This is a genomic window from Yinghuangia sp. ASG 101 (genome assembly GCF_021165735.1).
GTDB lineage: Bacteria > Actinomycetota > Actinomycetes > Streptomycetales > Streptomycetaceae > Yinghuangia.
Window position 1 is genome coordinate 6946448 of sequence record NZ_CP088911.1, and the last position, 20530, is coordinate 6966977.

22 protein-coding genes are annotated in these 20530 nt (G+C 69.8%); 8 read left to right on the forward strand and 14 right to left on the reverse strand.

The window, feature by feature from the left end:
• Window positions 1–83: 83 nt before the first annotated feature.
• The 10 genes from LO772_RS29680 to LO772_RS29725 form a co-directional block, all read right to left on the reverse strand.
• The gene (locus tag LO772_RS29680; protein WP_231775098.1) at window positions 84–1325 is read right to left on the reverse strand and encodes a hypothetical protein; all 1242 of its coding nucleotides are present in this window, start codon (window positions 1323–1325) and stop codon (window positions 84–86) included.
• Window positions 1326–1343: 18 nt separating this feature from the next.
• Window positions 1344–2168: a hypothetical protein gene (locus tag LO772_RS29685; RefSeq protein WP_231775099.1), complete on the reverse strand. Its 825-nt coding sequence runs from the start codon at window positions 2166–2168 to the stop codon at window positions 1344–1346.
• 40 nt (window positions 2169–2208) lie between these two features.
• Window positions 2209–3240, reverse strand: coding sequence for a hypothetical protein (locus LO772_RS29690; RefSeq protein WP_231775100.1), 1032 nt, complete (start codon window positions 3238–3240; stop codon window positions 2209–2211).
• Between the two features lie 77 nt (window positions 3241–3317).
• Window positions 3318–4844, reverse strand: coding sequence for an ATP-binding protein (locus LO772_RS29695; RefSeq protein ID WP_231775101.1), 1527 nt, complete (start codon window positions 4842–4844; stop codon window positions 3318–3320).
• Complete coding sequence (locus LO772_RS29700; protein WP_231775102.1) at window positions 4841–5317, reverse strand: DUF6238 family protein; 477 nt, start codon at window positions 5315–5317, stop codon at window positions 4841–4843. Before LO772_RS29700 ends, LO772_RS29695 begins: the two co-directional genes overlap by 4 nt.
• Before the next feature lie 51 nt (window positions 5318–5368).
• Window positions 5369–6823 (reverse strand): SCO6880 family protein, encoded by a 1455-nt coding sequence (locus LO772_RS29705; protein WP_231775103.1) that lies wholly within the window; start codon window positions 6821–6823, stop codon window positions 5369–5371.
• A gap of 78 nt (window positions 6824–6901) precedes the next feature.
• Window positions 6902–8395 carry an SCO6881 family protein gene (locus LO772_RS29710; RefSeq protein ID WP_231775104.1) on the reverse strand — a complete coding sequence of 498 codons (1494 nt, stop codon included), beginning with the start codon at window positions 8393–8395 and terminating at the stop codon, window positions 6902–6904.
• Between the two features lie 63 nt (window positions 8396–8458).
• Window positions 8459–9097: a hypothetical protein gene (locus LO772_RS29715; RefSeq protein WP_231775105.1), complete on the reverse strand. Its 639-nt coding sequence runs from the start codon at window positions 9095–9097 to the stop codon at window positions 8459–8461.
• Between the two features lie 77 nt (window positions 9098–9174).
• Complete coding sequence (locus tag LO772_RS29720) at window positions 9175–9483, reverse strand: DUF6112 family protein (protein WP_231779781.1); 309 nt, start codon at window positions 9481–9483, stop codon at window positions 9175–9177.
• Between the two features lie 127 nt (window positions 9484–9610).
• Window positions 9611–10774, reverse strand: a complete 1164-nt coding sequence (locus LO772_RS29725) for a C40 family peptidase (RefSeq protein ID WP_231775106.1) — start codon at window positions 10772–10774, stop codon at window positions 9611–9613.
• Between the two features lie 407 nt (window positions 10775–11181).
• Here LO772_RS29725 and LO772_RS29730 point away from each other — a divergent pair, with 407 nt between their 5' ends.
• From LO772_RS29730 to LO772_RS29760, 7 genes are all read left to right on the forward strand, one after another.
• Entirely contained in the window at window positions 11182–11907 is a 726-nt protein-coding gene (locus LO772_RS29730; RefSeq protein WP_231775107.1) for a DNA-methyltransferase, read from the forward strand.
• The gene (locus LO772_RS29735; RefSeq protein ID WP_231775108.1) at window positions 11897–12601 is read left to right on the forward strand and encodes a DUF4913 domain-containing protein; all 705 of its coding nucleotides are present in this window, start codon (window positions 11897–11899) and stop codon (window positions 12599–12601) included. Before LO772_RS29730 ends, LO772_RS29735 begins: the two co-directional genes overlap by 11 nt.
• Window positions 12602–12639: 38 nt before the next feature.
• Window positions 12640–13179 (forward strand): hypothetical protein, encoded by a 540-nt coding sequence (locus LO772_RS29740; protein ID WP_231775109.1) that lies wholly within the window; start codon window positions 12640–12642, stop codon window positions 13177–13179.
• Window positions 13180–13253: 74 nt separating this feature from the next.
• Window positions 13254–14105, forward strand: coding sequence for a winged helix-turn-helix transcriptional regulator (locus tag LO772_RS29745; protein ID WP_231775110.1), 852 nt, complete (start codon window positions 13254–13256; stop codon window positions 14103–14105).
• Entirely contained in the window at window positions 14102–14914 is an 813-nt protein-coding gene (locus tag LO772_RS29750; RefSeq protein WP_231775111.1) for a DUF317 domain-containing protein, read from the forward strand. The genes LO772_RS29745 and LO772_RS29750 overlap by 4 nt, the downstream gene beginning before the upstream one ends.
• Window positions 14915–15130: 216 nt before the next feature.
• On the forward strand, window positions 15131–15346 hold the full coding sequence (locus LO772_RS29755) for a hypothetical protein (RefSeq protein WP_231775112.1): 216 nt from the start codon (window positions 15131–15133) through the stop codon (window positions 15344–15346).
• Window positions 15347–15368: 22 nt separating this feature from the next.
• A complete protein-coding gene (locus LO772_RS29760; protein WP_231775113.1) occupies window positions 15369–15935 on the forward strand; it encodes a hypothetical protein in 567 nt (188 codons plus the stop codon).
• Here the strand turns inward: LO772_RS29760 and LO772_RS29765 are convergent.
• A complete protein-coding gene (locus tag LO772_RS29765) occupies window positions 15868–16683 on the reverse strand; it encodes an IS5 family transposase (RefSeq protein WP_231775114.1) in 816 nt (271 codons plus the stop codon). The genes LO772_RS29760 and LO772_RS29765 overlap by 68 nt on opposite strands.
• 836 nt (window positions 16684–17519) lie before the next feature.
• Between LO772_RS29765 and LO772_RS29770 the strand changes: the two genes are divergently transcribed.
• Window positions 17520–17984: an NUDIX hydrolase gene (locus LO772_RS29770; protein WP_231779782.1), complete on the forward strand. Its 465-nt coding sequence runs from the start codon at window positions 17520–17522 to the stop codon at window positions 17982–17984.
• Here the strand turns inward: LO772_RS29770 and LO772_RS29775 are convergent.
• From LO772_RS29775 to LO772_RS29785, 3 genes are read right to left on the reverse strand one after another with little or no spacing between them, the layout of a single operon-like run.
• The gene (locus LO772_RS29775) at window positions 17909–19150 is read right to left on the reverse strand and encodes a glycosyltransferase family 4 protein (protein WP_231775115.1); all 1242 of its coding nucleotides are present in this window, start codon (window positions 19148–19150) and stop codon (window positions 17909–17911) included. The two genes, LO772_RS29770 and LO772_RS29775, sit on opposite strands and share 76 nt — an antisense overlap.
• Entirely contained in the window at window positions 19147–19803 is a 657-nt protein-coding gene (locus LO772_RS29780) for an AAA family ATPase (RefSeq protein WP_231775116.1), read from the reverse strand. The genes LO772_RS29775 and LO772_RS29780 overlap by 4 nt, the downstream gene beginning before the upstream one ends.
• Window positions 19790–20449, reverse strand: a complete 660-nt coding sequence (locus LO772_RS29785) for a DUF2797 domain-containing protein (RefSeq protein ID WP_231775117.1) — start codon at window positions 20447–20449, stop codon at window positions 19790–19792. Before LO772_RS29785 ends, LO772_RS29780 begins: the two co-directional genes overlap by 14 nt.
• Window positions 20450–20530 lie beyond the last annotated feature (81 nt).

A 20530-nucleotide genomic window follows, 5' to 3' on the forward strand; every position in this document is an offset into this window, starting at 1 on the left:
GGTGGGGCCGGTGAGCGAATCCGGAACGGTGGCCGAGCCGGCGAGGTCGTGGTCGCGGCGTCAACGCCCGGCCGTTCGTGTGCTCAGCGGCGGCGGTTCGGGACAGCGGCGGCTGGGGTTTGGCGCGCGATGCCCGGCGTGGTCCCGGTCGTGTTGGTGTGGTTGGCGCTGGCCTTCGGCTTCTTGGTGGGTGTGGTGCGGGCGGCGTCGGCGCGTGTGGCGGCGGAGGGTGTCTGCGGGGCGTGGGGGCCGTTGGCCAGGTGCGTGCCGATGTCGCTCAGTGCCTTGCTGACGCGGCCGAGGTCGGCGACGGCTTCGGTCAAGGGCCCGGCGACTGCCGTGGCGAGCGGCTCTGGGAGGTCTTGCGCTTGCCTGGACGCGGTGTCGATGATGCGCTGGAACTGGTCGAGTGGGCCGCCCTGGGCCGTGGCACGGACCAGAACTTCCGCTGCGGCGGGGCCGTTCTTGGCGGTGCGCAGCTCGGCTGCCAGGGAGTCGAACATGGTTGCCAGGTCGGCGTGTTCGTCGATGACCCCGTTTGTCATGGCCGAAATCTCCCCGTCGTTCGGGACCGCGCGGAGCCGCGAGTCGGCGCCGTTGAGGGATTCGGCGGCGACATCGAGGCGGGCCGCCGCAGTGGTCAGCCGGTCGGCGATGAAGACCGCGCTGGTTCCGGCGTGCTTCGCGCACCACCCGGCTGCGGCATCGACGAGGCGGCGCACCGCCGCGAGCAGTGACCTGATGCCTCCTGGTCCGTCGATGGTGCGCATGATGCGACTCATACGACGTTCGCGGGCCGGGTCGGCGAGCGCGCCGGGGATGACGCGAACGGTCGAGCCGGATTGGCGCAGGACCCGCGCGGTGTTGCGGGCGATCACGCTTGCGGTCGCGTGGCTCATCGTGTCGGGCAACGTGTAGACATCGCGTTCGCCATCGTGGGTGAAGCCGGCAGCCCGCAGAACCATGGCGGCGTAGGGGTGGCCGTCGGTGATCGCCGCGGTGATTCCCAGAGTGGGGTGGCGGCCGAAGGCGGCGTCGGGTTCCTTCCCCTGGTCGTGCTCGGCGGTGCCGGGCTCGTACACCGCGTCGGCGTCAACCGTGAAGTGCGCGTCGCGCAGGACCGTGACGGCGTGCTTGGCGCGAGCGGTCAGCGGCTCGTCGGGCTGGTCGGGATCGTTGGGCAGGAGGACGTACAAGTCGGAATGCTCGCCGCGGACGAAGCCGAGCCGGCTCAAGAGGATTTTCGCGGCCGGTACGCCGGAGGCCGTGGACGCGACGACCCCGAGGTCTGGGTGCGTGCCGATGGCGATGTCGGGGGTGGCCATGCCGGTGCTCCTTGACTGTCAGCGGCGCCCGGTGGACCGTCGCCCGGGAGCGGCTTCGGAGGTGACCGCTGCGGCTCCGCCGAGGGACGGCGCGGCATCGAGTGGGGTCGGGACTTCGGCGCCTGCCGCGGCCAGCGTGACGAGGGCTTCGCCGTGCAGCATCCACTCGTACGCGGCGTGCCAGCCTTCGGAGTTGCGGGTCTCCACGGCGTGGGCGTACGCGGCCTCGTCCGTGGGGGTTCCGTCGGCGTTGCGGAGATAGGCGAGCACGCGTTCCGCGTCGGCGTGCACGATGACGCCCCTCGTGAGTGAGGCGCGCATGCGGGACAGGATGTATCCGGCGGCTTGTTCGTGATCGCCGCTCAGCCGTTCGCGAGTGCGTTCGGCCTGTTCGAGCAGGGGCAGACCGTGAGTGAGGAAGGTCGTGAAGGCCTCCCATGCCGCGCGGTCGAGTTCTGCGCGGCGTTGCCCGTAGGACTCGCCGTCGAGGGGCCAGCCGCGTTCGTCGCACAGGCTCTCGGATTCGGTGTCCCAGGTGTGCAGAGCATCGTTGGCACGCGCGAGTGCCTTGGTCATCGCGACGCGGCGTGCGGATTCGATCTCGGGACGGGAGGGGGCCAGTCCTGCTTCGGCGGCGACGTCGAGGCCGGCGATGTGGAGTTCGGCGACGAGGCGTCGTGCGGTGGGCAAGAGCAGGGCGTCGCTGGTGTGGAGGACGGCCCACTCGGCATTGCCGGCGACGTCGAACCCGTAGGCGTGCAGGAGATCCAGGCGGGAGTCACGTGTGTGCAGGTGCGCGTACAGGCTGTGCGGGCTTGTCCGGGTGATGCTGATGTCCGGCAATGGATGGCCTTTCGGATGATGGGCGATCGGCGGGGCTGCGTCACCGGCCGTGCGGGGGTGTGCGCGGCGCGGGCAGGAGTGTGCCTCGTGCCGTGGCGGGCCCTTGGCTCTTGGCGGGTGGTTCTGTGCCCAATTTCTCGGCGGGTTTCGACACCAGGTCAGGCGTGGGCACACCGGCGCGCCGCAGCATGGTGACGGCCTGGCGGACCTGCGAGGGCCCGCTACAGCGGAAGACGAAACGCTTGTGTGTCGATGGCTCCCGAGCCAGCCGCGAGAGTGCGACGCGTACCCAGGCGGGGGTTTCTGCAGTCGGCTCCACGACGACCCCGGTGCGTGGTTCGAGCCGGACGGACAGTGGCATCGTGCTGAGGAACTGGCGGGCGAAGCTTTCGGCGCGTTTTGTGTACGACTGGTGGGCGGATACCTGGTCGGCGTGGAATCCGGCGACGACTTGCGCGCTTTCATCGGGGTCGTCGGGGGCCGACGCGATGGGCGGCGCGCAGCGTGGTGCGAAGGGGGCCTCGGTGACGACATCGTCGGGGGCGAGTGAGACGAGCGCGTAGCCTCTCTCCGGGACCGCGTGCGGCACGGCGAGGGTGTGCATGCCGCTGACGAGGTTGTGGAACGACGCGGTGTTCGCCGGAATGACGTCGGCGGTGAGGTCGGGGCCGTCCGTCCACAGGCGTCGTGCGGTCTCGCCGCGTTGTGTGACGCTGAGGCCGAACTCGGCTTTGCAGAGCCATGTTCCGGAGAGTCGAGCGGCGACGCCGGTGGTCCAGGAGACCATCCGGTCGATGGCCGGGTTGGTGCTGCGGGCCGGGGTGTCGGGTGGTCGTTGTGCGGACATGGTCAGGAAGGAGACGGTGTAGCGAGCCGCGACGAGCCTGGTCAGCGCGTCCATTTGGACGCGGCTGCGCTGCTCGGCCGACATTGCGGCGGGGAATGGGAAGTGCCACTCGTCGGGGCTTTGGACGAATCCCGCAGCCAGCAGGATGGCCTCCGCCCCCGGGTCGAGGTGATCGTTGTACGCGGGGCCGGGGCCTCTGTCGCTGCTGACGAAGGTGACGTGCACAGATGTCCTGGGGGTCGAGGGCGGGAGAGGGGATGAGGCGAGAGCCCGAGGCGATGAACCGCGGTGCGTCCGGGCGGCTACGCCGTCGCGCTCCCGCCCGGCGGTGCGAGCATGCGGGCGTCCGTGTCAAACAACCGCAACTCGTGCGGGTGGAGCAGATGTTGGGTGATGAACGAGCGACCGGCGACCTTCCACAGTCCGCGGCCTTTGGTGAGAGCGGAAACCGCCTGGGTTTCGATGCCGGTGAGACCGAGGAGGCCTGCTGCGGCGGCGAGTTGGTCGGATTCCTGGCGGTAGATGATGCGGGTGGAACAGTCGGCGAGGAGGCCTTCGGCGAGGGCGCGGCCTCGGGATCCGGCATCGCCGGCGGTGAGTAGGTCGGACAGCCGGTGGATCACCATCAGGTTGGCGATGCCGAGGCCGCGGCTGAGCTTCCATTGCGACTGCATGCGGTCGAGGAGCGCGATGTGCCGCATGACGCGCCAGGCTTCGTCGTAGATGACCCAGCGGCGTCCGCCCGCCGGGTCGGCCAGCGCGGACTCCATCCACGCGGACGCGCAGGTCATGGCGAGGACAAGGGCGGTGTCGTCCCCCGCGCCCCCGAGACGGGACAGGTCGATGGACAGCATGGGGGCATCTGGATCGAACCTCGCGGTGGACTCGGCGTCGAACAGGCCGGCGAGATCGCCGGCGACAAGCCTGCGCAGAGCATGCGCGAGGTTTTCCGCCGCGACGCCGAGCCGACTTTCGAGGTCGCCGTAAGCGCGGTCGAGCAGGGCGGGGCTGCCGAGGACGCGGGCGACGTCGCCGAGCAGCGGCGGACGGTTGTCGGCGGCGGCCTCGGCGGCGGCGTTCGCATGGTCCAGGGCGACGTCGAGAGCGGTGTGTTCCATGGGAAGCAGGTCGCGGCGCAGTACCGTGCGGGCGAGTGAGCCGAGCAGCAAAAGGCGGCGCTTGCGGACCTCGGCGGCCCAGTCGCCCTCGGATACGGATGCCGGGCGGGTGGGGGCATCAAGAGGGTTGAGGCGTCCGGGCAGTCCCGGGCCGAGGGCGATGGTGGTGCCGCCGAGCGCGGCGGCAACCGTGCTCCACTCGCCTTTGGGGTCGCAGGGGACGTAGACGCGGTAGCCGAAGGAAGTCGCCCGCACGGCGAGGGACTTGGCCAATGCCGACTTCCCCATGCCGATGACCCCGGCGAGCAACACATTGGGGTTCGTGAACCCGTCAAGGCGTCCGTACAACGCGAACGGGTCGAAACAGAAGGCCCCTTCCGCGTGCACGTCGCGGCCGATGTAGATGCCCTCGGAGCCGAGGCCGCCCTCGGCGAGGAACGGGTACGCGCCGCAGGCGACGGCGGTGGTAACGCGGTGCGCGGGCAGCTTGAGGTGTCCGCCGCGGGCGGAGCCGGAGCCGCGTCGGCCGCCGGCCGGATAGGTGGGGGTGAGTTCGGGGCCGTCGGCGGGGTCGGCGGCGGTGCGGTCGGGATCGGCTCGGTGTGCGCGACGGGTCGCGCGGGCGAGTTGGCCACGGGCTGTTCTACGGGCCGCGCGGGATTCGGTGGCGGGCGTGAACACGGGGCTGGCGGTGGCACGGCGTACGGTCATGCGGCGGCTCCGGCGAGCGAATGCCGGATGGGTCGGGGCACCGGGGTTCGCAACGCGGCGGACGTGGTGGCGCGGCGTACGCGTGTCCCGGCCCGCAAATGCCGGTGACAGATCGTCAGTTCCGGCGCTCCTTCAGGGAGTCCGTGTCGGCACGCGGCAATGTCGTCGCCGGATGCCGGGTCATCCGGGCGCGGTGCGTGGTGGTAGGCGTGGTGCACCTCTTCGGCGGCTTGCCAGACGCGGTCGCGTGCGGCACGCAGGTGGGGCAGCGTGTAGGGGCTGGCCGAACTCGGCGCTCCGGCTTGGCTGTGGGCTTCGAGTAGGCGCAGGAGGGCGATGAGGTGCGCGTGCAGTTCGTCGAGCGCTGCGCGGATGGCGTCCGGAAGAACGTCCGGAAGATTGAGGACGCGGCTTGCGTCCACAGCGGTGGTGGCGATCGACAAGAACGCGCGTGTGCTGGGGGCGGGCGTCATGCGGGGACCGGCTCTCGGTGGCGGTTCGGGGTGAGGGTGGGCTCGGCGTTGCTACGGCAGCGCGAGGGGCAGTGCGGCTCGGGTGTAGGCCTCGGCTTGCTGCCAGGTGAGGCGGCGCAGGTCGACCAGGGCGCCGACGGCCGCGGTCTCGATCTGCGCGCAGGCCATGTTGAGGGCGTCGTCGGTGTCGGCGGAGACGGAGACCAGGCCGGTGAGGGCGACGTCGGCGTGGCCGGCGATGAGTTGGCGTTCGCGGTCGCGGATGTCGGCGTATTCGACGGAGTCGGCTTCCTGCTCGACCTGTCCCCGGCGTGCGCGTTCGCTCGCGTCGGCGATGACGGAGGCCTTGCGCCGCCGCACGTCGCGAAGGGCGGAATCCAGCGGCTGCGGCGCGTACGACAGGGACAGGGTGCGGCGGACTCCGGAGGTGAACATCAGCTGGTGGAGGAACCCGGCGTAGGTGTCGGTGCGCGGCCAGTTCTCGATCCAGTAGACGGCGTGGTGGGCGGTGTCGGTGCGGATGCGGTCGGCCTGCTCGACGACCACGACAGGGCCTGCGGCCTGAGGTGTCGCCTGCGGGTATCCGGTGGGCGACCAGCGGTCGAGCGCGGGCAGCGCGGCCGGGTCGTACGCCGTGCGCACGACGGCGGCGATCTGCGCGGTGTCGAGCCATGCGTTCGGGCTGAGGCCGGCTTGGCGGACGGACTCCGCGAGCGTGGTGGTGAGTTGGGACAGGACCGTGAAGGCGCCGTTGAGGCCTCCGCCGGCCTGGTTGATCAGCCGCCTGGCGCCGGTCATGTCGAGGGAGAGCGCGATGTACGCTTCGTGCGGAGCGGCGGCGGGCCCGGCCGCGGTGAGGAGGTCGGTGTAGACCTTCGCCAGTGGCGCTCCGGCGGTCCCGTGTTCGTGCCAGTACCGGTGCAGGGCGTCGCCGGAGTCGGGAACGGTGCGCTCCAGCACTTGGATGCGGGCGACATGCCCCGTGCGCGCGAGGGACGCGAGGACGCGTCCCCAGCCGTGCACGTGGGCGTCCTGGGTTGCCGGGTCGAGCAGAGCGTACGCCCGCGACGACACACGAAGCACCGCGGTGAGGGTGTGACGGTGCGGGTCGTGGACGGCGGCGAGCCGAAGGTCGGTGAACGTGAGGGCGCGCAGGGACGCCGCCGTGCCCGGAAGGTGCAATAGGCCCACACGGCGCGGACGGGTGGAGGGCCGGGCGAGCCAGACGAGTTGGCCGCGGAGGCGTCGCAGGGCGTAGCGTCCGGCGACCGGCGCCCACTCGGCCAGCGAGCGGCCGTGGCGTCGTACGACGATGACAGTGCCGAACACCACCCACAGCGGTAGGAGTTGCAGGGCAGGGCCGACGCCCATGCTGACGACGACAGAGAACAGCAGTGTCAAACCGACTGTCGCGACGGCGAGTTGGGGCCATGTCAGGCCGATCAGCACACCGCGCCGTGAGCGGTGGGGGAAGCGCACGGTTGTCGGCGCGTCGGACGAAGACACAGGGGGGCCTCGGAGTTCATGAGTCTGCCGGGTGAAGGCGGGTCGGGCGTCGTGCCGGGGAAGGTCCGGCGGTCGGTGTCAGTTGCCGGTGAACGGGGAGGGCGGGGGCGCGACCGGGCCGGCCGGCTGGCTGGTCTGTCGGACCGGCGTGTTCAGGGGCGTCCCGCCGGTCGGGGCCGGGGGCGTGGGACCTGCTGAGGCAGGCACGCGGCGCGGCACAGGAATGCTCGTTGGTGCGGTCCCGGGATCCGCAGGGGGCGGGGAGACGGGGGGTGCGACGCCTGGAGGCGGCGGGGGTGATGTCTCGCCCGTCAGCGGGTGGGCGTTGTTGCCGCGCGGGGCCGGACCGGCTGGCCGTTCCATGGGGTCCTGGCTCGGGCCGTCGGATCGGCCGGCCTCCACGGACTGGCTTTCAGGCGCGGGTGCCGAAGGCGCGTTCCTCGGATTGGTTCGGCCCCCAGGGGTGTCGCGGTGGTCGGAGCCGTGCTGGTCCGATCCGCCCGGGGGGGACGGCGAAGAGGGATTCGGGGTCGGGCCGTCCGGTGACGGGATGCCGGTGGCCACGCCTTTGGAGTCCGCGCCGGGTACGGAGTCGGGGCCCTGCGGCGCGCCGGATGTGGCCTTCGACGACCCTCGTGCGGTCTTCCGCCCCACACCGTAGGCGTATTGGGCGCCGGCACCGGCCGCGAGCGTGAGGTCCTGGCCGTCCGCCGTTTCGCAGGCCCAGTGGACGAACTTGAACGTGATCAGCGGACAGCACAGGACCAGGCACATGACGACGATTCCGGCCATGGCGTCGGAGAGTGCGGCGAGGCCGTCGCTGGTGTCGGAGCGGCCCATGGCGGTGACGCCGAGCAGGAACACGACGGTCATCAGCAGTTTGCTGACCACCAGTGTGGCAGTCGCCTCGACCCAGCCGCGGCGCCAGCGGCGCGCGGCTTCCCAGCCACCGCCGGCCCCGGCGAACACCGCGAGGGTGACCAGGATGAGGATGGCCACCTTGCGGAAGACCATGATGCCCCAGTAGATGAACATGCAGATCGAGCAGGCGAACGCGATCAGCGCGACCACCGCCCAGCCGAGCGGGAACATCGCGCCGAATGTGCTGACTTGGATGATGCGGCGGACGGACGCCTCGACGTTTGTCCCGCCGGCGGTCCATAGCCCGGTCGACAGGGCGTCGACCACGGTCAACGCGACGGACGTGAATGCGATGGCACCGAACTGGAAGGCGATCCCGATTACCGTTCCGCTGACCGCCTGGGACAGGGCCTGCTCGTCACGTCGGACCGCGGCGCGTACCAGTTGTGCACAGAATGTCGCGACCAGCAGGACCAGGCCGATGGGCAGGAGCAGTTCGTAGTTTTCCCGGAACCAGGCCGCGTTCAGGTCGACGCGGGTGGTCGCGTCGACCGCGCGGGCCGCGAGGTCGGCGGAGTTCCCGGCCAGCTCGGCCATGGACTGAGCGATCCACGCCCCGACCGCGTTCGTGATGGCCTCGCCCGTTGCGGAGACCAGGCCACCCACGGCGGCGCAGACGGCGTCGATCAGCGGTGTCTCGCAGACACTCATACGGGGAACTTCCTGTGCGGGTCGGACTGGTCGGGTGGGCGGTGGCCGGCCGGGACCGTGCTGTCAGGGTGCGATCCCTGGGGTGATGCCGATCAGCCCGCAATCGCGGTCGGGGCGGCACTGCACAGCGAGCGTCACCACGCGGTCCTCCGCGCCCGAGCCGTCGGTGCCGGGTCCGGCGCCGGTCCAGTAGGTGGTCTGCTTGCCGGTGACGGTGACCGCGTAGGCGTACGCGGTGGTGAGCCGGCCGGGGTCGGCGTTGAGCGCGGCGGTGAACGAGGCTGGGAAGTGCGCCTCGTGGATCACGGACGTGGCGTACTGGTTGTTGTCGTGCATGCGCGACCACAGCACCGGATCGGGAATCCGCGCCGTGACACTGGCCGGGTCGGCGAAGCTCTGCTCGTCGGTGAGCCAGCTCAGCAACTCGGAGACGTGACCGCTGTGGGTGTCGGTCCGCGTGTCGTACGACCACAATCGGGTCGCGAACGCCTTGGCGAACACCACCGGTTCACGGGTCTTGAGGCGTGGCGACGGTGCCGGATCGTTGCCGGCAGCCGGCGAGACCGGCGGCCGAGCTTTCACGGACACAGTGGGGCGTGTGGTGTCCGCGTCGCCGGGGGACGCGATCCACGCGACGGCGACGGCAAGCACCGTCAGGCCCATCAGTACGCCGACTGCGATGACGATGCGGGCATGTTGCATCTTGCCGGTGTGCGAAGCGCCGACGAACGCTTCCAGGCGGCGCCGCGTATGGGTACGGGCGGTGCGGGGGCGTCTGGTCAATGGATCTTCGAGCCCATCTCGGAGAAGAACATGATGATTCCGTTGGCGCCGCCGAGAAGCAGCGCGGCGCCGGCGCTGATGAGCGCGCTCTTCTTGCCGTTGGCCTCGGCTTGGTGCGAACCGGTGTGCGATCCCCAGGCCCACACCACGCCCGCCGCGACCAACGCGCCGACCACGGCGACGATCCCGAACAGGTTGATGCTGGAAACGACGTCCGTGAGGACCGGCAGGCCGGGAAGACCGCCTTCCTTCGGCGTGACGCCGGGGTCGTAGACGAGGAGTTGAGGACGAGCGGCGAGGAGCAAGGGGACTCCCGGGAAGGGGTGGGGGTAGTCGCGGTGGCGCCGCCTCGGCGTAGTCACCGACAGGGGGGTTGGCGGTGGCCGGGCGTGCGACGGTCGACTGGGGCAAGTACGGCTCCGGTGGGGGAGTTCAGGTGACGATGCGGCGGGCCGCGACGATCTGGGTACGCCAGTCGGCGACCGTGGCGATGCGTACGACGTCGCCGGTCTGGGACGCGTGGACGATCAGGCCCGAGCCGATCACCATGCCCACGTGTTCGGGCGCCGTGGCCGGCCCCCGGGTGAAAACCAGGTCACCGGGCTGCAGTTGGTCCACGGAGACGGGGAGCCCTTCGCCGACCTGCGTGTACGTGGTGCGGGACAGCGTGATCCCGGCTGCCGCGTAGGCGCGTTGGGTGAGGGAGGAGCAGTCGCAGCGGGCCATGGGGTCCGGCCCCCGGGCGTCGAGACACGAGCCGCCCCATTGGTACGGCGTACCGAGTTGCCCCAGCGCCCAGCGGATCGCGACCTGGCTGGCATAGTGCGCGTCGGTGGGGACGACGTATCCCTCGGGCAGCGCGCCGACCGGGATTTGGCCGAATTGCGAGCCGTCGCTGCTCGCCCGGCAGCCGGCAAGGCCGGCTTGGACGGGTGGCCCTGCGGAGGGGAGCGTGACAACGCCCGTGGCAGTCGTGGGCAACGGTGAACTGGGCGCAGCTGACTGGGAGTTCCACGATGCGATGGCCTTCTGAAGTGCGGTCGCCAGCGGAACCCACTTGTCGTACGCATCAGGATGCGCGGACTTCTGGACCGCTTGGGCCGCCTGCCCGATGCTGACGTCCTCCCAGTTGCTGAACCTGATCAGGGCCACGTAGAAGGCACGCGACGCGTGGACGGGGTCCATGATCTGCTCGGGCGTACCCCAGCCCTGGCTCGGGCGCTGCTGGAACAGCCCCAGCGAATCACGGTCCCCATAGGCAAGGTTCCGCAGCCCGGATTCCTGAAGCGCGGTGGCCAACGCGACGATCTGGCCCCGTGGCGGGATGAGCAGTGCCTGTCCCGTCTCCACGACCGTCTTCGCGAAGGGAAGCTGAACTGCGGGGTCATCCAGCCCGGGCACCTGCACGCCGCCGGCCTCACCGGCCAACAGTTGCTCGACCTGGCCTGCGAGCCGGTGGATCTCGGCGTCGGCCGCGCCGCCGGACGGCGTTTGGCAGGATCCCGACGCGGTGCCCGCCAAGACCAGAATCACCGGCGCGACCAGGACAAGCGGTCCGGCGGCGACTGCCGCCACGATCCAACGCCCTGCCTTCACCGTGGGGTTCCCTTTTCTGGCTTCACCCATGAACCGGCGGCGTGTCCGGGTAACGGGGCGGCGCGGCAGACGAGTTCGTGTCGCGACACGTGACTGTGCTGGTGCAATGGAGACTCCGAGAAAGTCAACGGACCGCCGTCAAAAAGCGATTCACGAGCGGCGGCGTACGGCGCGGACGGCCGGTGCGGTGTTTCTCTCGCTGTCCGGCGGGCTGGTGATGCGGAGGAAGTTAGGACGCGCCGACCGGAAGAATCAAGCGATTCTCCAGATTGGTGGGCCGCCGATTTTTCTTCGCGGCCAATTCGTGAGAATTGTTGTTTCTTCCGGTCGCGGTCACTTATGGTTCCCCGGCTCCCCCGACTTCTCGTCGCGGGACCCCTGCCCGTTCGTCGAGAGAAGCCTCGTCCATGCTCTACACCGTGCACCACGGTGACGCCCTCGCGACGCTGGCCGGCATGCCGGACACGTGCGTCGACGCCGTGGTGACCGACCCGCCGTACAACTCCGGCGGTCGCACCAGCGCCGAACGCACCAGCCGCAGCGCCCGCGCCAAATACACGACCGAGTCGGGCGGCCTGCCCGACTTCGGCGACGAGAACAAGGACCAGCGTTCCTACACCCGCTGGATGGCGGAAGTGCTGCGTGAGGCATACCGCGTGACCACGACCGGGGGCCTGGCCACGGTCTTCATCGACTGGCGACAGCTTCCCGCCATGAGTGACGCGCTGCAGATGGCCGGCTGGACCTGGCGCGGCGTCGCCGCATGGCACAAGCCGCAAAGCCGTCCGCAGAAGGGCCGCCTCAAACAGAGTTGCGAATTCATCGTCTGGGGCTCGAAAGGGCCCGTCGACGCCGACCGGAATCCCGTCTACTTGCCGGGCCTGTACGTCGGTTCGCAGCCGCGTAAGGACCGACTACACATCACGCAAAAACCCGTCGAGGTGATGCGTGAACTCGTCAAGGTCTGCCCGCCTGGTGGGACCGTTCTGGACCCGTTCGCCGGAAGCGGAAGCACCGGCGTGGCCGCGCTGATCGAAGGACGCCGATTCATCGGGATCGAAATCTCCGCAGACTACTCCGCGATCGCCGAGGAACGCCTGCGTGACACCGCGCAATACAAACTTGCGGCGTGACACCGCCGACGGAATCACTCCCGGGAGCGACACCATCGCATTCGATTTCCCCTATGCCGACGCCACGGACAGCGACGAGGAACGCTCTTACCTGCGCCGTGCGCCTGCAGAGTCCCTGCCGACCGCGGACCCGTACGCGGTCGACGACGAAGACGACGTACCCGAAGACCCCGAAGAACTCGCCGCGATGGCCGGATCCTTACTCGGCATCGTCCGCGTGCAACGCACGATGCTCGATCAACGGGCGACGATCCCGCAGCCCGAGGAGCACCTTTCCGCTTATCTGACGACCGGAAGTTCGACGCCGGAAACATCGTCCAGCTTCCTGCCAACTCTCGACGGCGCACAGTACGACACCGAACTCGCGCGCCTGGTTGACTGGGTGGACGGCTACCTCCTCGCCACGTACGGCCGCGAAGTCAGCGCGAACCGGCCCTGGTGCCAACGATGGCCCGAACACCCCGAAGCGGTCGCCCGGCTCCACAGCCTGTGGCTCGCTTATGGACAGCATGTCGACGAAGAAGCCGGACCGTCGGGAATGGCGGTCTGGCACCGCGACATCCTCGACCCCACACTCGCGCAACTCCGCGCCCCGGACGGGCCATTCGCCGCGTGCGGGACGCGCGCGGGAAGCGAGACCCACCGCTTGCTGGAGCCGCCCGGGCCCACCCTGTCTGTGGCCAACGCGGCGTGACGCGCCACCTCGATGTCGACCACCGAAACGTCCATGTCATGGAGGCCACCGTGGAATCACCCCCTGCGGAAACTCCCGCCACATCGCAACGCGAGTCGCAACGTCCCGCCGGTACCGACCTCGTGTGTCGTCTGCTCGAAGTCGACGACCCCGTCCGGGTATTCTCCTCAACCCCCAAAGACTCGCCCGCCTTCGAGGTCGCCGTCCTGCTGTATACCGCCATGTACACCCTGGACCACCACGATGCCGAAGCACGGCGGCATTTGCGTTCGATGGCCGATGACCTGATGGACGCCGGAAAACGGCCTGTCGATCCCTTGCGGCTGAGCGGCGCGTTCCACATGAACGCATCGCGGCTGGACATGCTTGTCGCCCGCAGCAACGACGTGCGTGACAACATCACGCGCCTCGTCGGCGCGTACAAGCGCCTCACCGCGCCCGAGCCGAGCCCGAACCCGCCGGTCGTCAACCTCGCGGCCACCCGGACGCGCGGTACGCGAAGTAGCGCAACGTCCGCGACCGAAACCGCCGCGGAGGCTGCCCCAACCACGCGCCCCACACCCCGCCGCGGCCGGTGACGAAGACACGAAGGCGCATTTACGAACGCACCGTGCGCGGCGCCTTCACCTGCTCCGTGAACAGGAGGGAACCCTTGCCCGAAAACTCACGCACCGGTGACGTACGCGCGCCCGTTGCCGCAGCTCTCCGCGCTCGGGAACACGCACTCGCCAAGCACGCGGTCAGCGTTCTGGCTCCGCGATGGACAGCGTGGATCCTGCAAGCACTCGCCGAACGCGGCGACCACGGCCTCACCCGCAACGAGTTCAACAACGGGCTGCCGTTCATGCCGAACTCATCCGCGACCGTACGCCTCAACCAGCTCAGCGCACTCGGTCTCGTCACACACGACATCCGCCACAGGACCAGTCACTACACGATCAGCGACGCCGGCCAGGCGACCCTGCCCGCGCAAGAACGTCTGGCAGTGTGGGCCCGCGCCCACTACACCGACGCGCGTCCGACGCCCAATGCCGATGCCACGGAAATTGCACTTGGCCAGATCATGGGCAAGAACACCCTCGACATCCTCGCCGTCGCGCGGACCGTCGGCACGATGGAAGTCCCGGACCTGCGTACCGTGTTGCCCAACGCCACATACGTCCACCTGACCTACTGCGTCCAGGATATGCAGCAACGCGGACTACTCGAACGCGTCGAGCGTGGTCGGTACGCCCTCAGCAACGCGGCACGCGACGTGGAGCCGGCTCTCGCCGCTCTCGCCGCTTGGGCGGGTACATACGCGAGAACCAACGAACCTCCACCGGGAAACTCCCAGACGAAGAACCCGGCGCGCGTGCTGCCGACGACTGCGACCACAGCGCGAGCCGTCCCACCTGAGGTCCGCAAGGCCCCGGCCGCTCTCGCCGTACGGTTCTCGCACCCGCCCCAGCCGTTCGATCACACTTCTGCGGCGGCGACCACGCGTAGCGGGCGCGGCCGATGACCCCAGAGGAACTTGACGCCCTCACCAAGGATCAGTGGCGCGACCTCCTGGTGACTCCGCGCTACCTCGCCGGCACCGGAGCCGATCTCGACGCCGCCCTGAGGCCGCTGTTCGCGGCCGGGTTCGTCCATCACATCGGCGACGACGGCGAGGTTTTCGCCCACAGCCCGTGCCACCGTATCCGGGTCGCGTTTCTGCCGGAAAATGAGGAGCCGGGGCTGTGGCACGTCACAGCGAGCCGTTCGCCCGTATCCCCGCTGGACTGGAAGGCCGTGTTCGACGCCGAGGTACCGGTCGAAGTGGTCACGGCCGTCACGACCGCCGTCATCGCTGAGCTTGCTGCCGAACGTGGACAGCGCCACCTGACCTTGCCGGTCGACACGTCCGTCTGGCGTCCGCTTCGCGCGGCCGGATGGCAGCCCGCCCCGGCCAGGCACAACCAGACGCGTCTGGTCTCGCCGGACGGGTACGCATCGTTTCTCTGTAACCGCTCGGAGGTTGAGTACGGGGAGGAAATGGGCCCAGGCCCCTACACATGGCACGCGTCCATAGGCGTAGGCCGCATCACGAGCGACATCACGTTCACCGGCGAAACCCCCATTCATCTCGTCGCCGCGTGCACTGCTGCCCTCGCCGACCCGGCTCCAGTGATTCGTACTCGCAACTCGATCCGCCGCTACTTGTTGCCCCACCTGGACATCCGGCTCGCGACACCGGAACCAGAGCCTGGCCGTTCGTCCCTGGGCTTCCGTCCGAAGCCATCAATCCTCCCCGGAACGCCCAACTCCGCGCAGGGGAGAAGGCGTTGAAATGCCTCGGTTCGATGCCCACCTCGTTTCGAACCGGCCCAGACGACACCCGCGGCGGTTCGCGGCCCGCCACCCGTTGACCACTCACAGTTGCGCCTCACTCTCCGCCTCATAGCGGACCTTCGCCCGCAACGTCCGCGACTTGGTCCATAGGCGAAAAACCAGCCTCCGCGCGAACTCTCGTTGCGGCATCCCCGGTCGAGGAGACCCTGACCTGTGGCCGACGAGCGGCACAAAATCCCGAACGCAGCTGACGAAGAGCAATTGCGGCGAGGGAGCGCCTACATCCAGGAGACCTTCGGCGTATCCCCGTTTGAACTGTATGCACGCCATTCGCCGGATCGAGATCGTGTGGCCTGGGTTCTTGCCGGCGAACTCAGAAGCCGTTGTCTTTCCGAAAGTTCGGTGTGTGTTTTCGCTGGTCAGGCGTGAAGCGGTGTGTGGTGCGGGAGGGATGACGCATCGTTGTCGTCTCTTCGCGGGAGTGCTTGTGCCGTCGGTGATGGGGTTGTTGGAGGAGCGGGAGACTGCTGCCCGGGCTCGGGTGGAGGAACTGCGGGCGGAGGCGGAGCGGGTCGCGGCCGCGTTGCGGGACGCCGAGGCGGTGCTGGAGCGTCGCGTGATCGCGGTCGCGGAATTGGCCGAGGCCCTGGGAGAGCCGGAACCGGAGGCGTCTGCGGCCGGCTCGGAGCCGGAGCCTGTGGAGGTCGAGGCGGTGGCGGCGGGTTCGGTGGTGCCGCGGCGGGGAGGGCGGGCGTCGGTGGCGGTGCTCGCGCCGGACTACCGGCGGATCGTGGGTCTGGTGGAAGAGGCGGACGCGGCCGGGTTGCGGGTGAAGGAGTTGGCCCGGGGGCTGGGCCTGGAGCTGGTGCCGGGGAAGGTGGAGGGGGTGCGGTCGAAGGCGAAGCGGCTGGTGGTGCGGGGATGGCTGTTGGAACGGGTGCCGGGGGTGTTCACGCTGCCGCCGGCGGCGCAAGGCGGGGGCGTGCTCGGTGCCGGCGGGCCAGGCGCCGGGTCATGAGCATGGCCATCGACCACCATGCGATGGTTTCGCTGCTGGTGGGGAGGGTTTCGTAGTCGCGGGCCAGGCGCCGTGAGCGCATCAGCCAGCCGAACGTGCGCTCCACCACCCACCGCCGGGGCAGGACGACGAAGCCGCGCACGTCGTCGGTGCGTTTGACGACCGTCAGCGCGATGTCGAGGTGTTCGTCGGCCCAGTCGACGAGGTCGCCGGTGTAGGAGCCGTCGGCCCAGATCCGCCGCAGGTGCCGGTGCCGGGCCCGCAGCGCGGGCAGCATCCGGGCGGCGGCCTCGCGGTCGGTGACGCCGGCCGCGGTGACCAGCACCCGGAGCAGCAGCCCGAGGGTGTCGACGACGATGTGCCGCTTGCGGCCGTTGATCTTCTTGCCGCCGTCGTAGCCGCGTGAGGCGGACGGCACCGAGGCGGCGGCCTTGACCGACTGCGCGTCGATGCTGCCCGCGGTCGGTTCCACCGCCCGGCCGGCCGCGACGCGGCACCGCGCCCGCAACCGGTCGTGGAACTCGGCGGCCAGGCCCTGGTCGCGCCAGCGGCGGAAGAACGCGTAGACCCGGTCCCACGGCGGCAGGTCCGCGGGCATCGCCCGCCACTTGATGCCGTTGTCGACCAGGTACCGGACCGCGTCGACCATCTCCCGGTGGCAGTACGCCTCCGGCTGCCCGCCCCGGCCCTCCAGCCAACGCGGCACCGGAAACGCGGCCCGGACCACCGCCCACTCCGCGTCACTCATGTCCGAGGGGTACGCGCGTGCCCGGGGCGGCCGACCGCCCGCGTTTCCGTACGCATGTGCGAGACAGTCACACCCACGGCTGAACGGATTGGACTCGCCCGCAGCAACCGCGTACAACCGTGGCAACAGGGCCTCCTGGACATCTCGTTCGGTCTCGACAACCACCGAGATTCCAAGAGGCCCTGCTTTCATGCGCCTTCAGCGGCGGGACCACTCCAAAGAGAACCCAAGTCCTATAAAACGACGCCAAGTTCGCTAAGACAACGGCTTCTCAGAGACGCCGCCCGCCAGCTCGACAGCATGCACGAGGAATTCGACACCTATGCTCGGTGGATCGAGCGGGATCTTGCTCGGGCACGCGAGCATCCTGATCGGATCAATCCCCTCGGAGTTCTCCAGTCGTCGGGTGCAACCGTGGAACGGAACGCCGCTTGCATGGAACTGGCAGCAGAGCATCTGCGTGCTCTGACGAGCATTTACAGGATCGCCGTCGGCGCGGCATCGGACAGCGGCCGTGAACGCGGTTTCGACCGAGGCAGGCGTACGCAGAATGACCTGTCGCGGCCACGTGAGACCAGCGCGACGGAGACCCCGGCAAGGCTGTCGGCCCGTCGCGGCGCGCAGCCCGTGCCGCCGGTGATTGCGGCATCACCTTCACCCGCTCGCCGAGGCCGCAGGTGACACTACTGGCATGACCAGAGTGTCGCCATCCGTGCCGTCGGTGGACGCGCAGGGAACCCTGCTGGCCGGGTCGTGGGCCATAGCCTTTGCATGTGACGACACGCTTCTTATGGCACGGCGGTACTGCGGTTCCCGAGACCCTTGCTGTGCGGCAGGTGTACGCCTGGGTACTCGATCCGTGGGCTCGGGTTCTGCTCCTGGATGTCGGTGGTGGGCGGATGAACCTTCCCGGCGGAACACCGGAGCCGTTCGACGCGGACTGGCGGGCCACGTTGCGCAGGGAGGTCCTGGAGGAAGCGGACGTCACCGTTCGTGATGTGGTGTGGCTCGGTTTCCAGGAGGTCTGTTCCGACGGGGAGCCGCCGTACGCGCAGATCCGCGTCGCTGCTCGTCTCGACCGGTGGTGGCCCTCGTCTCCGGACCCTGACAACGGCCGTGTGTACGCCCGGCGATGGGTCCCTCTCGGCGAGGCCGCCCCGATGCTGGGCTGGGGCGGGCCGGGCCGAGCGCAGGAAGCGGCGGTGGCTCGTGTCGCGAGGGACATCTACGGGATGGTGGTTGCTGCCGGGATCGCCCAGGGGGCGAGCGCGGCGAGCGCGGTGGTGATGCAAGTCGTGTAGTCGCGCCGTGCGACGAGGGCCGCGCCATTGGCGCGCAGGGCGGCCACGTCGGTGGGTGCGGCCGACAGTGCGCGGCGGAGTGTGTCGGCGAGGTCGGCCGGGTCCGCAGGGCGGCAGGTGTACCCGGTGATGCTGTCGATCACGGTTTCGGCCAGGCCACCGGCGGTGGTGGCGACAACCGGTGCAGCGTGGGCGGCGAACGCTTCGAGGGGGATCCGGCCGAGGGGTTCGGCGCGGGACGGGACGACGACGGCTTTCACACCGGGGTGGTGCAGCAGGCCGGGGATGCCGGGTGTGTAGCGGGTCCACAGGGTGGCGTCGAGGCGTTCCCGGTTCAGTCGGGCCGCGAGGTGGCGCTGGTAGTCGGTGGGGGCGCCGTCGGTGACCGCGGCGAGCAGCAGGTGCGGGATGGCGAAGCTGCGGGATCGCAGGAGGAGCGCGGCGTCGATCAGGTCGTCCCAGCCCTTGTACGGTTCGGCGCGGCCGAACGCGAGTACGAAGCCCGCTTCGGCCGCAGGGGGTACGGCAGGCGCGTGGGTGAGTGGTACGTCGTCGCCGGGCGTCAGGCCGCCGGGGATGTCGAGGACGCGGTCGTGCGGGACACCGCTGAGGGTCAGCATGTCCCGCATGTGGCTGCTGATGGCCCCGAACCAAGCGCCGCGTGCCCGCCAACCGTCAAGGCCGGTGGCCTCGAAGCGGGCGCGGGCGTGGTCGGCGTGGTGGGCGGCGAAGGAGCGCGGAAGGTAGAGCAGGGTCCAGGAGGTGTCGAGGCTCACCAAGGTGCCGAGTCCGACGAACGGCTGGTCGACGCCGATCAGGAGCCCCCGGGGCGTGTCGGATGCCAACGCGTGGACAGCGTCGGCGGCGGACCGGCTCAGGTGGCGGAATGCCGCGAGGTCTCCGAAGCGGTGCCTGCCGGCTGTTCCGTTGTCGAGGGCGATGACCTGGTGGGGTACGGCCGCGAGTTGGGCGCGTGCGGCGGTGTGGAAGCGGGAGTCATGGCCGGGGCTGCCGGGGGAAAGACGGACCGGCAGGACCGCGAGGCGCACTCCGGGGGCGATTGCACCGGCGATGGCGCCGAGGAGCGCTTGGTTGGAGCGCCCTGCGCCGGTTCCGGCTCCGTACCAGCCGTCGTGTACCGCCACCGCGACGATCGGCCCGGTCATAGCGGGACTCCTACGGCGGCGGCCAGTTCGGCGTGCACCTGGTCGGGTGTGCGTGTCGCGTCGATGTGGGTGATGGGCAGCCTCGCCAGATCGGCACCGAGGTGGCGATCGTGCGCGGTGACCGTGCCGACCGGATCGCGGTAGAACTCGCGTAACCGCGCGAGGACTTCCGGATCGGCCCACGGATGTGAGGGGACGACCGCGTTGCCTCGGCGATGCAGGCTCTCGTGGGGCGGCAGGTCGAAGACGACATAGCGGGACGGGAGTTGCAGCGTCCGGTTGCGCAGTCGGGTGTCCGCCCAGCGGATGCGCTCGGGGAGTCGGCCGAAGCAGTGCCCCCAGGCTAACGCGGTGATCCAGTCGCGGTCGATGAACACCGGTCCGCCAAAGGTGGGTTCGCGGTACAGGGTGGCCTTGAGAGTCCAGTTGACCAGGTGCGGCGCGTCGGGCTCGTGGTCGGGATGGGCGGCGTGGTCCAGGGGGGTGCCGTCGACGGTGACGTATTCGCCGATGGTGTGGTGTCCACGACGGCCCAGGGCCTGCAGCGCGGTGGTCTTGCCCGCACCGGGCATGCCTTCCAGCACGATGCTGTGCGCGGCCGTGCGGGGGGTACGAGTGGTGGGCGCGTGGTTGCTCGGGTCAGAAGAGCGCATCGGTTTCGGGTCCCTTCTGCGGCGTGGGTTCGGGTTCGCGCAGGGCGGCGGTGAAGGGAGAGTCCGGCTCGGGTGTGGTCAGCCCCCAGCCGGCGAGCAATCGGGTGTCGACCAGGACGAGACCGAGTGGCGTTTCCACGTAGATGTCGCAGCCGATGGCGTGCCGGATGCGTCCGGTGACGGTGTCGCCGACTGTCGGCGGGGCGAGTTCCCGGTGGTCCGCAATACCGGTGTCGGACAGCCCGTACGTGGTCGTGTGGTCGAGTGCCGAGGCATGGATTCTGTGGAGGGTGTCGGGCCAGGCGGGGTTCGTGAGCGCCTGCTCGCGCGTCTCGCGCAGTGCCGAGGTGCGTTGTTCTGCGGTTCCCGGGGCGCGGCGGGCGGCGCGTTTGGCGCGGGCGGTGATGCGCTCGGGCAGCCCGAGCGCGCGCCCGAGGACGGTCTCGGACCGCCGCGCGGTGGTCAGCGCGCCGTGGCCGATGATCACGGAGGCGAACGCGCCTTGCTCCAGAAGCCGGGACGTGCCGCGTTCGACGGCGGTGATGCCGATCTTGATGCCCGCGTCGCCGTGGTGGGCGAGGTACACGGCGAACGGGCGCGGGTCGTCCAGGCGGGTATCGGTGGCGATCGACGACGAACGATCCATCGCGCTACATCCCGCGCACCGGGCGCCCCTCATGTCGGCGGGCAGTGGCGCGTGCGTCGGACAAGGCAGGCGTCGGCCCGC